The organism is Acidimicrobiales bacterium (assembly GCA_035536915.1).
GTDB lineage: Bacteria > Actinomycetota > Acidimicrobiia > Acidimicrobiales > JAHWLA01 > JAHWLA01.
Genome location: DATLNE010000034.1, coordinates 74,771 through 87,780, shown reverse-complemented (window position 1 = coordinate 87,780; position 13,010 = coordinate 74,771). Strand labels below are relative to the sequence as shown.

Annotated in this window: 13 protein-coding genes and 1 pseudogene; 3 read left to right on the top strand and 11 right to left on the bottom strand. The window is 70.3% G+C overall.

The window, feature by feature from the left end:
• The 3 genes from VM938_10090 to VM938_10080 form a co-directional block, all read right to left on the bottom strand.
• Positions 1-199, bottom strand: a 199-nt coding sequence (locus VM938_10090; protein HVF75387.1) for a 2-C-methyl-D-erythritol 2,4-cyclodiphosphate synthase, incomplete at its 3' end; no start/stop codon positions are given.
• A 10-nt stretch (positions 200-209) separates the two neighbouring features.
• On the bottom strand, positions 210-818 hold the full coding sequence (ispD, locus tag VM938_10085) for a 2-C-methyl-D-erythritol 4-phosphate cytidylyltransferase (GenBank protein ID HVF75386.1): 609 nt from the start codon (positions 816-818) through the stop codon (positions 210-212).
• 9 nt (positions 819-827) lie between these two features.
• A complete protein-coding gene (locus tag VM938_10080; GenBank protein ID HVF75385.1) occupies positions 828-1,307 on the bottom strand; it encodes a CarD family transcriptional regulator in 480 nt (159 codons plus the stop codon).
• A gap of 95 nt (positions 1,308-1,402) precedes the next feature.
• On the opposite strand from VM938_10080, the gene VM938_10075 reads away from it, so the two are divergent.
• Complete coding sequence (locus VM938_10075) at positions 1,403-2,062, top strand: Crp/Fnr family transcriptional regulator (GenBank protein HVF75384.1); 660 nt, start codon at positions 1,403-1,405, stop codon at positions 2,060-2,062.
• A gap of 16 nt (positions 2,063-2,078) precedes the next feature.
• On the opposite strand, the gene VM938_10070 is transcribed toward VM938_10075, so the two are convergent.
• The gene (locus VM938_10070) at positions 2,079-2,585 is read right to left on the bottom strand and encodes an ArsR family transcriptional regulator (protein HVF75383.1); all 507 of its coding nucleotides are present in this window, start codon (positions 2,583-2,585) and stop codon (positions 2,079-2,081) included.
• 36 nt (positions 2,586-2,621) lie between these two features.
• On the opposite strand from VM938_10070, the pseudogene VM938_10065 reads away from it, so the two are divergent.
• Positions 2,622-3,812 (top strand): annotated as a pseudogene (locus VM938_10065) (MFS transporter).
• 36 nt (positions 3,813-3,848) lie between these two features.
• Here the strand turns inward: VM938_10065 and VM938_10060 are convergent.
• The 5 genes from VM938_10060 to VM938_10040 all read right to left on the bottom strand — a co-directional run bounded on the left by VM938_10060 (position 3,849) and on the right by VM938_10040 (position 8,253).
• Positions 3,849-4,514: a dienelactone hydrolase family protein gene (locus VM938_10060; protein HVF75382.1), complete on the bottom strand. Its 666-nt coding sequence runs from the start codon at positions 4,512-4,514 to the stop codon at positions 3,849-3,851.
• Complete coding sequence (gene disA / locus VM938_10055) at positions 4,514-5,587, bottom strand: DNA integrity scanning diadenylate cyclase DisA (protein ID HVF75381.1); 1,074 nt, start codon at positions 5,585-5,587, stop codon at positions 4,514-4,516. Before disA ends, VM938_10060 begins: the two co-directional genes overlap by 1 nt.
• 174 nt (positions 5,588-5,761) lie before the next feature.
• Positions 5,762-7,132, bottom strand: a complete 1,371-nt coding sequence (radA, locus tag VM938_10050; GenBank protein ID HVF75380.1) for a DNA repair protein RadA — start codon at positions 7,130-7,132, stop codon at positions 5,762-5,764.
• A 30-nt stretch (positions 7,133-7,162) separates the two neighbouring features.
• On the bottom strand, positions 7,163-7,876 hold the full coding sequence (locus tag VM938_10045; protein ID HVF75379.1) for a hypothetical protein: 714 nt from the start codon (positions 7,874-7,876) through the stop codon (positions 7,163-7,165).
• Between the two features lie 8 nt (positions 7,877-7,884).
• On the bottom strand, positions 7,885-8,253 hold the full coding sequence (locus VM938_10040) for a universal stress protein (protein HVF75378.1): 369 nt from the start codon (positions 8,251-8,253) through the stop codon (positions 7,885-7,887).
• A gap of 58 nt (positions 8,254-8,311) precedes the next feature.
• On the opposite strand from VM938_10040, the gene VM938_10035 reads away from it, so the two are divergent.
• Entirely contained in the window at positions 8,312-9,526 is a 1,215-nt protein-coding gene (locus VM938_10035; GenBank protein ID HVF75377.1) for a S8 family serine peptidase, read from the top strand.
• A 63-nt stretch (positions 9,527-9,589) separates the two neighbouring features.
• Here VM938_10035 and VM938_10030 read toward each other — a convergent pair whose 3' ends face one another.
• Both VM938_10030 and VM938_10025 read right to left on the bottom strand, forming a co-directional pair.
• Complete coding sequence (locus VM938_10030; protein ID HVF75376.1) at positions 9,590-10,282, bottom strand: nuclease-related domain-containing protein; 693 nt, start codon at positions 10,280-10,282, stop codon at positions 9,590-9,592.
• 105 nt (positions 10,283-10,387) lie between these two features.
• Positions 10,388-12,853: an ATP-dependent Clp protease ATP-binding subunit gene (locus VM938_10025; GenBank protein ID HVF75375.1), complete on the bottom strand. Its 2,466-nt coding sequence runs from the start codon at positions 12,851-12,853 to the stop codon at positions 10,388-10,390.
• Between the last annotated feature and the right edge of the window lie 157 nt (positions 12,854-13,010).

Genomic DNA, 13,010 nt, shown 5'->3' with positions numbered 1-13,010 from the left:
TGTCCGGGAAGTGCTCGCCCAGGTCGCCCAGACCGCAGGCGCCGAGGAGGGCGTCGGCTACCGCATGGGCGACGACGTCGGCGTCGCTGTGGCCGGCCCGACCCCGCTCTCCCGGCAGATGGACACCGCCGAGGACGAGCGGACGCGAAGGATCGTCGGAGAAGGGGTGGACGTCGAACCCGAGGCCGACGCGGATCATGGCGCCGGCGTCACCCAAGGTCGGAGCGCAGCGTGATCTTGGCGTTTGCCGGGTCGCCGGGGACGACGACCACGCGACCGCCTGCCGCCTCCACCAAGGTTGCGTCATCCGTACCCTCGCCCCTACCCGCGTGCGCCCGGCGCAGGACCTCGGCCGCGAAGGCCTGGGGGGTCTGGACGGCCATAAGGCCGTCGCGGTCGAGAGTGGCCACCACCTGCCCGGCGGCCACCCGCTTGATCGTGTCGGCCACCGGCACACCGGGTACTGCGCCGTCGGCCCCGGCCCGCACCGCTGCTACCACCGCATGGAACAGCGCCGGCGCGGCAAATGGCCGGGCTGCGTCGTGGACGATGAGAACGTCGGCGTCCGAAGGCACGGCAGCCAGCCCGGCCCGCACCGAGTCCGAGCGGGTGGCTCCGCCGGCCACCACTACATCGGCGACGGGCGCTTGGTCGTCGACGTAGTCGGCCGGGACGACAAGGACCACGCCGTCGGCCACGGAGCGACTGGCGGCCAGCGCCCAGTCGACCACGCGGCAACCTTCCAGCTCCTCGAACTGCTTGGGGCCCCCGAACCGGGACCCACTTCCTGCGGCCACCACGATGGCCCAGACCGACATCGGTCGGTTTTAGGGAAGCGCCTCGTCGAGCTTCGTCTCGGCCTCTTCCTCGGTGACGCTGAGGGCGAAGGTGAGCTCCGAAACGAGGATCTGGCGGGCCTTGGTGAGCATGCGCTTCTCGCCCGCGGAGAGACCCTTGTCTTTCTCCCGGATTGAGAGGTTCCGAACCACTTCGGCGACCTGGTAGATGTCGCCCGACTTCAGCTTCTCCACGTGGTTCTTGTAGCGGCGCGACCAGTTGGTCGGCATGCGGGCTTCCTTCTTGCGAAGGACGGCGAAGACTTCCTCGACCTCTTCGTCGTTGATGACTTCACGGAGCCCCACCTCGTCCGTGTTGTCGCACGGGACCATGAGGGTGAGATCGCCGTAGGCGAGCTTGAGTACGAGGTACTCCCGAGTCTCGCCGAATACCTCTTTCTTCTCCCGGCGCTCGATCACCGCGGCCCCATGATGGGGGTAGACAACCTTGTCACCGACGTCGAAGGACATACCTCTCCCGGAAACGGAACGTAGAAGGGATGCCCCAAGGGTACGAAGGTCTCCCCCATACGACAACTCGACGGAGGAGTAGGCTCCCGCGCCGCATGGACACCGAAGCGCTTTTGGCACGCTCGGAGCTGTTCAGCGCCCTCGATCCGGGGGCCGTCCGGGGGATCGCCGCGCAGTGCAGGCCGCTGCGTTTGCAGCGCAACGACCTGGTGTTCTCCGAGGGCGACGCGGCCGACGAGCTCTACGTCGTGCGGTCGGGGCGCATCGCCATCGCCAAGCGCTCCATCGACGGCCGGGAGTCGGTGGTGGCGCTCATGGAAGAGGGCGACCTCTTCGGCGAGATGAGCTTGTTCGACGAGGAAGGGCGCTCGGCCGACGCCCGGGCGCTGGAGCCCTGCGAGTTGCTGGGGGTGCCCTTCACGCCCATCCGGGGCGTGCTCGAGGAACAGCCGGTGCTGCTGTGGCACGTCGTGCAGCTACTGGCCCGGCGGCTGCGGGTGACCGACGCGGCCTTGGCCGACACGGTGTTCCTCGACGTGACCGGGCGCACGGCCAAGCGGCTGCTGGAGATCGCAGGCGACCACGACGAGTTCACCCTGCCGGTGACCCAGGAGGAGTTGGCGGGCATGGTGGGGGCCTCGCGGGAACGGGTGAACAAGGCGATTGCCGCCTTCATCCGGCTGGGGTGGCTGAGCCAGACCGAGCGGCGCTACCGGATCACCGACCGGGTGCAGCTGACGCGGCGCGCTACGTAGCCAGTGACCTGAGCCACTAGTGCCGGCGGTGCACGCCGAACATGATGCCGACGGGGTCGCCTGACGGGTCGTCGCGCTGCTTGAACTCTGCGGCCAGAGCTTCGAGGCGCTCGAACAGTTCGTGGCGGTCGGCGGGGGTGAGGCGCGCGCCGAGGCGTGTGATGCGGGCGTCGACGTCCGCGCTTTCGGCCAACTCGGAGCGGAAGGCGTCCACAATGGCAACGCCCACCGCTTGGCCCGCCACGTCGCCGATGTCGAGCGTCCACGACTTGCCGGTGGCGCGGTAGGGCTTCTCCTTGGCGCCCCGCGTGCCGCGGCGCACGGGTTCGGCGGCCAGGAAGCCGGTGTCGACCAGGGTGCGGACGTGGTGGAGCACCGTGGCGGGGTCCTTGCCCAAGCGCTCGGCCAGTTGGCAGTTGGTCAGCGCCTCGTCGAGGCATAGGCGCAGGATGCGCAGGCGCAGGGGGTTGCTGACGGCCCGGGCCTCTTCGAGGGTGGCGGGGCGGCGCTCCGGCATTCCCATTGGCACCAGTGTAGTGATTGGGTAATCTCAATCGCTATGGCCCTGCGGCGCAACCCCGACTTTCTGCGGTTGTGGGCGGGCGAGACGATCAGCCAAGTGGGGAGCCAGGTCACGCTGCTGGCGGTGCCGTTCATCGCCATCACGCTGCTGGACGCCTCGACGTTCCAGGTGGGCCTGCTCACTGCGGTCGAGATGTCGCCGTTCCTGTTGGTGGGGCTACCCGCGGGCGCCATCATCGACCGGCTGCGACGGCGGCCGGTGATGATCGCTGCCGATGTCGGCCGGGCGCTGGCGTTGGTGTCGATCCCGTTGGCGTACTCGGTCGACCTGCTGACGATGGCGCAGTTGTACGTGGTGGTGCTGGCCACGGGCGTGCTCACCGTGTTCTTCGATGTGGCGTACATGGCGTACCTGCCGTCGTTGGTGGAGCGCGACGACCTGGTGGAGGGCAACGCCAAGCTGGAGATCAGCCGTTCCGGCGCCCAGGTGGCGGGGCCGGCCATGGGCGGCGGGCTGGTGGGGTGGCTGGGGGCGGCGGCGGCGGTGTGGGTCGACGCCGCCAGCTTCCTGGCCTCGGCCGTGGCGCTGGCGGGCATCCGCACGCGGGAGGAGGTGCCCGAGCGGGAAGCCGACGAGGCGGGCGTGCACATCCGCATGCGCACGCAGATCGCCGAGGGGGTCGGTTACGTGTGGCGCCACCCCTACCTGCGGCCGCTGGCGTGCAGCACGGCGACGTTCAACTTGTTCGGCACCATGGGCTTTTCGATCGTGTTGCTGTTCGCCGTGCGGGAGTTGGGCGTGGAAGCGGGCCACGTGGGGCTCATCCTCGGGCTCGGCAACCTCGGCTTCGTAGCCGGGGCCGCGCTCACCGGACGGGCCACCGCTCGCCTCGGGGTGGGACGAACCATCTGGGTGAGCGGGCTGGTCAGCGGGCTCGGCCCGTGGCTGCTGGTGCCCGCCACGCCCTCGACGGCCGTGGTGCTGCTGGTGGCGGGGATCGCCCTGGGATCGAGCGGGATCCCCGCCTACAACATCAACCAGGTGAGCCTGCGCCAGGCCATCACGCCCCAGCGCTTGCAGGGGCGCATGCACGCCACCATGCGCTTCGTCGTGTGGGGGACGATGCCGTTGGGTGGCTTCCTCGGTGGCGCGCTCGGCACGCTCATCGGGCTCCGGCCGACGCTGGCGGTCTCGGCCGCAGGCACGACGTTGGCGTTCCTGTGGGTGCGGTTTTCGCCGGTGGCGGGCGTGCGGGAAATGCCCTCAGCCGTCGACGTCGGCGCTGGGGACGGCCAGGAACTCGGCCACGCGCTGCCAGGCGTCGGCGGCATCGTCGCTCCGGTGAGCGGGGCGCCCGGGGTCGTGGACGAATCCGTGGCCGGCCTCGGGGTAGACGACGACCTCGACGTTCGGTAGCCGGCGCACGGCCCCGATGTCGTCGGGCGGGGTGTACTCGTCGCGGCCGCCCACGACGGCGAGGGTGGGGCACGCCGTCGGCTTGGCCAGCTCCTCCAGCGGCTCGCCCCGGCCTGGGTTCCACTCGGGCGGCACCCGGATCATCCCGTAGAACGCCACCGCCCGGTCGAAGCGGCCGGTGGCCGCCGCCTGATAGGCGTGCATGCCGCCCCGGCAGAACCCGAGCACGGCCACCGGCTCACAGGCGGTGACGTCGGCGGCCGCCGTGAGGTCGGCCATCACCCGGTCGACGTCGAGCGGCGTGGCCATGCGCTCCTGCAACGACAGCGTCTCTTGGCCGGGGAACGGCTCGACCGCCACGACCGTCCAGCGGTGCTCGGCGGCCAAGCGGGCGGCCAGGTCGTCGAACAGGGGGCGCAGGCCCATGATGTCGGGAGCCAGCACCAGCCCACGCACCGCCTCCGGCACGCGTACGACGTCGACGGGGGTGCCGCTCGGCAGCGTGTCGCGCATCAGGAGTAGCGGTCGAGGATGCTGGTCTCGGCCAAGCGCGACAGGCCTTCCTTGATGGCCCGGGCCCGGACGTCGCCCACGCCTTCCACGTCGTCGAGGTCGTCGATGGTGGCCCGCATGATCTTCTGCAGGTTGCCGAAACGGGCCACGATCTTGTCGACGATGGCGTCGGGCAGGCGGGGCACCTTCGACAGGAGCCGGTAGCCGCGGGGCTGGAGGCTGGTGTCGAGCTCGAAGGACTCGGCGGGCAGGCGCAGCACCTCCACGACCGTCTTGAGGTCGAGCAGGTCTTCGGTGGTCAGGTCGGACAAGGCCTCCATGGCCTGGTCGAGCCGCCAGCTGGCCCGTTCTTGGAAGTAATCCTTGATGACCAGCCTGCGGTCGTCCTCCACCCCGCCCAGCAGCTCTTCCAGCTGGAGGAGGATGAGGCGGCCGTCGGTGCCCAGCTCGACGATGTAGCCGTCGATCTCCTCGGCGATGCGGCGCACCATCTCGGCCCGCTGCAGGACCGTCACCACGTCGCGCACGGTGACCAGGTCTTCCACCTCGAGGGCGGACAGCGAGCTGCTCACCGCGTCGAGGCGGTTCTTGTAGCGCTCCAAGGTCTGGAGCGCCTGGTTGGCGCGGCTCAGCAGCCGGGGGATGGGCTCGAGCGGGTGCTTGAGGTCGCCCCGGTAGACGGCGATGACCGACATGTCCTCCGACACCGAGATCACGGGCACGTCGATGGAGCGGGCCACCCGTTCCGCCGTGCGGTGCCGGGTGCCCGTCTCGGTGGTGGGCACGTTGGGGCTCGGGACCAGGTGCACGTTGGCCCGGGCGATGCGGCTGGCGTCGGGCGCCAGAATGATGGCGCCGTCCATCTTGGCCAGCTCGGAGAGGCGCTGCGGGCTGAACTCGGCGTCGAGCAGGAAGCCGCCCGAGCAGATGGCGAGCACGTCGGGGCCGTCGCCCACCACGATGAGGGCGCCCATGCTCGCCTGGAGGATGCGGTCGAGGCCTTCCCGGAGCGGGCGTCCGGGGGCCACGGCGCCCAAGGCTTCGATCATGGCCGCGCTGCGCCGGGCCAGCATGGGCTGATCCTAGTGCTCCGTCCAGGAACCTCGGGGGCGTGGCACGGCGAAACAGCGGCGTCGCTCGGAAGGCGCGACGACGAAGGAATACCTGGAAGGTATTTCGAGGAGGAGCAACGCCGCGAGCGGCGTCGCTGGTCGACGTGACGTCGCCAAGGTTTCTGGTCGGGGCACTTACTGCGAGCCGAGCAACCCGAGGCGGGTGACCGCGTCGGCCAGCGTCGCCACTCGCACCGCTTCCAACCCGGGCGGTGGCTCCGGAGCCGAGGCGGGCACCACGGCCCGGGTGAAGCCGAGGCGCGCCGCCTCGGCCAGGCGTCTCGAGGTGTGGGCCGCCTGGCGTACCTCGCCGGCCAACCCCACCTCCCCGCACGCCACCAGCCCAGGGGGCAGCGGCGATCCCGTCAGGGCGCTGGCCAATGCCAGTGCCAGGGCCAGGTCGGCGGCGGGCTCGGTGACCTTCACGCCCCCCACGGCCGAGGCGTACACGTCGGCCCCGAACAACGACAGCCCCACACGGCGTTCGAGCACGGCGATGAGCAGCGACAAGCGGCCACTGTCGAGCCCCTGGGCCGATCGGCGGGGCTGGGGCAGCGGCGAAGGGGCGACGAGCGCTTGCAGTTCCACCAACAGAGGCCGGTGCCCCTCCATGGCGGAAACCACGACCGAGCCGGGCACGGCCATGCCGTCGTGCACGGAGCGGTCGCCCAAGAACAGGTGGCTGGGGTCGGGCACCGGGGCCAGCCCCCCGTCGCCCATCTCGAACAGCCCCAGCTCCCCCGTCGGCCCGAACCGGTGCTTCACGGCCCGCAGCAGGCGCAAGGCGTGGTGCCGGTCGCCCTCGAACGACAACACGGTGTCGACCACGTGCTCCAGCACCCGGGGCCCGGCCAACGCCCCGTCCTTGGTCACATGGCCGACCAGCACCGTCGACATGGCCCGTTCTTTCGCCAGGCGCACGAGTTGGTGGGCGCACTCCCGCACCTGCGCCACCGACCCGGACGCCGAGCCCAGTTCGGGGTCGTGCACCGACTGGATGGAGTCGAGTACGACCACATCGGGCACCACCTCGCCGATGGCGGCAGCCACCCCCGGCATCGAGGTCTCCGACACCAGCCACAACCCCGGGTGGAGCGCGCCCAACCGCTCCGCCCGCAGCCGTACCTGTTGCTTGGACTCCTCGGCCGACACGAGGAGGCACCGCACCCCTCGCCTCGACAGGGAGGTCAACGCCTGGAGGAGGAGCGTCGACTTCCCGATGCCTGGTTCACCGCCCACCAAGGTGACCGAGCCGGGCACCAGGCCACCCCCCAGCACCCGGTCGAGCTCCGACACGCCCGTGGGCCGCGCCGCCCATTCGTCGAGGTCGACCTCGCCGATGGGGACGGGCCGGTCGAACAGGGCGACGGCCGCGGCGGGCGCCCGCGGTCCGTCGAACTCCTCGACCAGCGTGTTCCACGACCCGCACGCGCCGCACCGGCCCGACCACTTGGGCGCGGCACCGCCGCACTCGGTGCAGCGGTGGATCGTGCGAACTTTCGGCATGGCGCCGATGTTAGGGAGGGGGTGTGACAGCTAACGGCGATGGCGCAGCCGCAGGGCGGCGAGCAGCAACGCCGCCAGCCCCGTCACCAGGGAAAACGCCGCCGCAGCAAGGTTACGGGCGTTCCACTGCTCGGCCGTGGCCTGCAGTTGCAGCTCCTCACCGAGGGTCGGCTGCCACTCCTGCCGACCCCCCTCGCCGGGGAGGCGGGCGGCCACCCGGAAGGTGACGATCTCCGACAGCGGCGCGCCGACCTGGCGTTCGAGGTCGGCAGGGTCGAAACCAAGGGCCGAGCCGCCGAGCCGCCGGCGCAAGGTGTCGTCGCTGAACGACTCCAGGCCGGCCTTGAGGTCGACGGTGCCCTCGAAAGCGGTGCGGGTCTTGAGGAACGAGCGGGTGCGGCGCAGGCGGAAGTCGCGGAAGGGTCCGCCCGGTCCGCTCAGCTCCTCGACGGCCTGCGTGGCCTCCTGGGGGCTGCGGAAGCGCTTGACCGCCTCGACCTCCACGCCGCCGTCCGCCGTGGGCTGCGGGCCTTCTACCTCCCACCCGGCAGCGAGCAGGTCGTCGTCCTCCAACTGGTCGGCCAGGTCGGGCACGCGCCGGGCAGCCTCCGCATCGAGTGTCACGACAGCGCGCACCCGGCCCGAGCCGTCGGCATTGCTGTCGACGCCGACGGTGACGCCGGCCCGGCACCCCGAGAGGACGACCAGCGCCAAGGTGGCGGCGGCAAAAGCCCGGCCGGACACGCGGACGGCTAGGTGGTGTGGACGATGAGGAGCGAGCAGGGTGCGTGGTGGCTCACCTTGTTGGGCACCGAGCCCAGGAAGAACCGGCTGGCGCCCGTCATGCCCTTGTTGCCGACGACCAGGAGGTCGTAGCCCGCGGCCAGGTCGGCCAGCACGCCCGCAGGATCGCCCACCGCGGTAGCCGTCTCCACTTCGATGCCCGCCGACGCCGCCAGGCGCTGCTTCTCGGCCTCCACGACCTGCTCGGCGCGGGTGCGCTCGCCCACGGACACGACCGTGAGGCGGGCGTTGACCGTTGTGGCGATCTCCGCCGCTCGGTCGACGGCCTTGGCGGCGGTCGGCGACCCGTCCGTCCCGACGAGAATTCGCTCGTACACGGGGGCGGAGGCTAGCCGGGCCGGTTGATTGTCACACCCCCCTCTGTACTCTGGCTCCATGCGAACTCGGGGTGTAGCGGGACTGGTCGTAACCGTGGTGGCGCTGGCCGCCGGCTTGGTGCCGGGCGCTGGTGCAGCGGCGGCCGACGGCGAGGTCATCGCGGGCTCCTACATCGTCACCGTGCACGACGGCGTGGCGCCCGATGCAGTGGCGGGCGACCACGGTCGCCGGCTCGGCGCCGCCGTCTCCCACGTGTACCGGCACTCGGCCCGCGGCTACGCCGGGCGCATGTCCGCCTCCGCGGCGCGGGCTGCCGCTCGTGACGGGCGGGTGCGGGCCGTCGTGGCCGACCGCGTCGTACAGATCTCGGCGCCCAAGGGCGGCGGCGGGTCGACGCCTGCGGTCGAAGCACCCACGGGCGTGCGGCGGGTCTACGGCGGCGCGGCCGTCGGGGCCGGCGTGCCGGTAGCGGTCATCGACACCGGCATCGATTTGTCGCACCCCGACCTGGTGGTGGCGTCGACCGGCGTCAACTGCTCGTCCGGCACCTCGTACTCCGACGGCAACGGCCACGGCACCCACGTGGCGGGCACGATTGGGGCTCGGGCCGACGGGCGAGGCGTGTTGGGCGTGGCGCCGGGGACCGTCATGCACCCCGTGCGGGTGCTGAACAACGCAGGCTCGGGCTCATGGTCGTCGATCATCTGCGGCATCGACTGGGTGACGGCGCGCGTGGCGACGATCAAGGTTGCCAACATGAGCCTGGGCGGCACCGGCACCGAAGGGTCGTGCACCGACGGCGGGTTGCGTGAGGCCATCTGCCGGTCGGTGGCCGCAGGCGTGACCCATGTGGTGGCGGCGGGCAACGAGTCTGACAACGCGGCCAACCACGTGCCGGCCGCCTACGACGAGGTCATCACCGTCTCGGCGCTGGCCGACTCCAACGGTGCGCCGGGCGGGACGTGGGCGGCGACGTGCCGGACCGACCAGGAAGAGACGCTGGCCGACTTCTCCAACTTCGGCGCCGACGTCGACCTGATCGCCCCGGGCGTGTGCATCAACTCCACGTGGAAGGGCGGCGGCTACAAGACGATCAGCGGCACGTCGATGGCCTCGCCCCATGTGGCAGCCGGAGCGGCGCTGTACCTCGCTCGCCATGCCGAATCGACGCCCGCGCAGGTGAAAGCCGGGCTGCAGTTGGCCGGGACGCTCGACTGGGCGGGCGACGCCGACGGGTTCAAGGAACCACTGTTGAAGGTCGACACCCTGTAGGCAGCAGAAGCGGGCGTAACGACGAGGTCCCTGTCGCTTTCGAGCGGCAGGGGCCTTCGTTCTCTAGCGGGCGGCGGACACCCGCTGCTGGAGCCGTGCCCACCACGATGGCCGCTCGGGTGGCCGCACCACGACGATGCCTCGGGGGGTGGTCGCCTGCACCGGCGGTGCCGGCATGGGGACGCCGTAGAGGCGGTATTGCACGGACGCCTCCAGGCGAGCGCACTGCTCGGGCGTCAGCCGCGCTGCCCGCCTCGTGATCGCTCCCAGGAGGAACGACGGCGCCACCACCAGCGCTCCGCCCACCTCGGCCGACGTGAACGGCAGCTCCACCCCGTGGATGCAGAGCACCACCGTTGGAACGGGCACGTCGTCGCCGTCGAGCCGTAGCGCTTCCACCACTTGTGCCGCCTCCCAGTGCGCCGTCTCCAGCCGCTTGGTCTGCGGATAACGCCCGCACCACAACGTGTCCTTGTTGACGCTCACCCGAGACGTGTAGTTCTTGCTGTCGACCACGAACAGGCCGGTCGGACCGACGACGACGTGGTCGACGTTGGCGCGGGAACCAGGCAAGCGCAGGTCGTGGAAGACACGAAAGCGGCTCTGGTCGAGGCGGGCCAGCAGCCGTGCCGTCGCCTCCTCGCCTGCCGCCCCCTGCTGGTACCGGTCGGCGGCCTCTTCGAGTCTGCGCGCCTTGGCCCGCATCCGCGCCGCCTGCTCGCGCGCCGACAGTCCTGCTTCATCCCCCCGTTGCATGCGCCATCTATCGGCGTCGCGGCAGCGGACTTGAAGCACAGAAAGCAAAAAGCCCCGGCTTGGGAGCCGGGGCCTTTCGTACTGCTCGGAACTGCTCGGTCTCGCCTAGTCGGAGGCGGGGCCGGTGCCGGCGAGCTCGACCGGCGGGGGCTCGAAGCCCTCCACCGCCCGGAACACCATCTCGCCGTCCTCGGCGTCGACGATGATCGTCTCGCCTGCCCGGAACTCCTTCCACAGGATGCGCTCCGACAGCGGGTCCTCGACCAACTGCTGGATCGACCGGCGCAACGGCCGGGCGCCCAACGTGGGGTCGTAGCCCTTGTCGGCCAGGAGCGACTTGGCCGAAGGCGTGAGCTCGAAGCCGAGCCCCTGCCCCTCCAACTGCTCCTGCACCCGGCGGATCATGAGGTCGACGATCTGGGTGACCTCTTCCTTGGTCAGCTCGTGGAACACGATCGTCTCGTCGATGCGGTTGAGGAACTCGGGCCGGAAGTGCTGCTTGAGCGCCTCGGCCACCTTCTCCTTCATCCGCTCGTAGGTGACGGCCTCCGTGGTCTTGGCGAAGCCCACCGACGCCTTGCGCAGGTCGGCCGTGCCCAGGTTGGAGGTCATGATCAGCACCGTGTTCTTGAAGTCGACCGTGCGGCCCTGCGAGTCGGTCAGGCGACCGTCCTCCAGGATCTGCAGCAGCGTGTTGAACACGTCGGGGTGGGCCTTTTCGATCTCGTCGAAGAGCACCACCGAGAACGGCTTGCGCCGCACGGCCTCGGTGAGCTGCCCACCCTCCTCGTAGCCGACGTAGCCGGGAGGCGACCCGACCAGCCGGGACACGGTGTGCTTCTCCATGTACTCCGACATGTCGAGCTGGATCAGCGAGCTCTCGTCGCCGAACAGGAACTCGGCCAGCGCCTTGGCCAACTCGGTCTTGCCGACGCCGGTCGGCCCCAGGAAGATGAACGACCCGCTGGGCCGCTTGGGGTCCTTGAGCCCGGCCCGGGTGCGCCGGATCGCCCGCGACAGCGCGGCGATGGCGTCCTGCTGGCCGATGACCCGACGGTGCAGCTCCTCTTCCATGCGGAGCAGCTTGGCCGTCTCCTCCTCGGTGAGCTGGGTGACGGGGATGCCGGTCCAGTTGGCCAGCACCTCGGCGATGACTTCCTCGTCGACCACGTCGAACAGGTTGTCGCCGCTGGCCCGCAGCTCGTTTTCTTTTGTGGCCTTGCGCTCGAGCTGTTCCTTCTCCCGCTCGTTGAGCATCTTGGCCTCGTCGAATCGCTGCGCCTCGATGGCGGCTTCCTTCTGCCGCTTGATCGAGGCGATCTCGTCCTCGATGGCCTTGTAGTCCGTCGGCGTCGTCATCCGCCGGATGCGCAGCCGCGACCCGGCCTCGTCGATGAGGTCGATGGCCTTGTCGGGCAGGTACCGGTCGGAGATGTAGCGGTCGGCCAGGTTGGCGGCTGCCACCAGCGCCTGGTCGGTGATGGTCACCGAGTGGTGCGCCTCGTAGCGGTCGCGCAGGCCCTTGAGGATCTCGATGGTGTGGCTGAGCGTGGGCTCCTCCACCTTGATCGGCTGGAAGCGCCGCTCCAGCGCCGCGTCCTTCTCCAGGTGCTTGCGGTACTCGTCGAGGGTGGTCGCACCGATGGTCTGCAGCTCGCCCCGGGCCAGCATGGGCTTGAGGATCGACGCCGCGTCGATGGCCCCCTCGGCGGCACCGGCACCCACGAGCGTGTGCAGCTCGTCGATGAACAGGATGATGTCGCCGCGGGTGCGGATCTCTTTGAGGACCTTCTTCAGCCGCTCCTCGAAGTCGCCCCGGTAACGGGAACCTGCGACGAGCGCGCCCAGGTCGAGCGTGTAGAGCTGCTTGCCGTTGAGCGTCTCGGGGACGTCGTTGTTGACGATCTTCTGCGACAGCCCCTCGACGATGGCGGTCTTGCCCACGCCGGGCTCACCGATGAGGACCGGGTTGTTCTTGGTCCGCCGCGACAGCACCTGCATGACCCGCTCGATCTCGCGGTCACGCCCGATGACCGGGTCGAGCTTCTTCTCCCGGGCCAACTGCGTGAGGTTGCGGCCGAACTGGTCGAGGACCGGCGAGCCGCCCGTGGGCGTCTCCTGCCCGGCCGTCGTACCCGTGCCGGCACCGGCAGCAGCGCCTTCCTTGCCGCCCGCGTAACCGGACAGCAGTTGGATGACTTGCTGGCGGACACGCGAGAGGTCGGCGCCGAGGTTGACGAGGACCTGAGCGGCGACGCCCTCGCCCTCGCGCACCAACCCGAGCAGCATGTGCTCGGTGCCGATGTAGTTGTGGCCCAGTTGCAGCGCCTCGCGCAGCGACAGCTCGAGCACCTTCTTGGCCCTGGGGGTGAACGGCGGCGAGCCGGTCGTCGACGAGCCGGCTGGGCCGATCGTCTCTTCGACCTTCTCGCGGACGGCCTCCAAAGTGATGCCCAGCGACTCAAGGGCCTTGGCCGCGACGCCTTCGCCCTCGTGGATGAGCCCGAGCAGGATGTGCTCGGTCCCGATGAAGTTGTGGTTGAGAAGCCTCGCTTCCTCCTGCGCTAGCACGAGGACTCGTCGGGCCCTGTCGGTAAAGCGTTCGAACAAGTGACCGCCTCCTCTGGCGGGTGGTCTGACCGTCAGTCTATCCGGCGGCCATCGAAATCAGTCTCGCCTGCCCCTCGTTCCCACTTGTCGCTGCATCGACGGGCCGGCGTACTGTCCT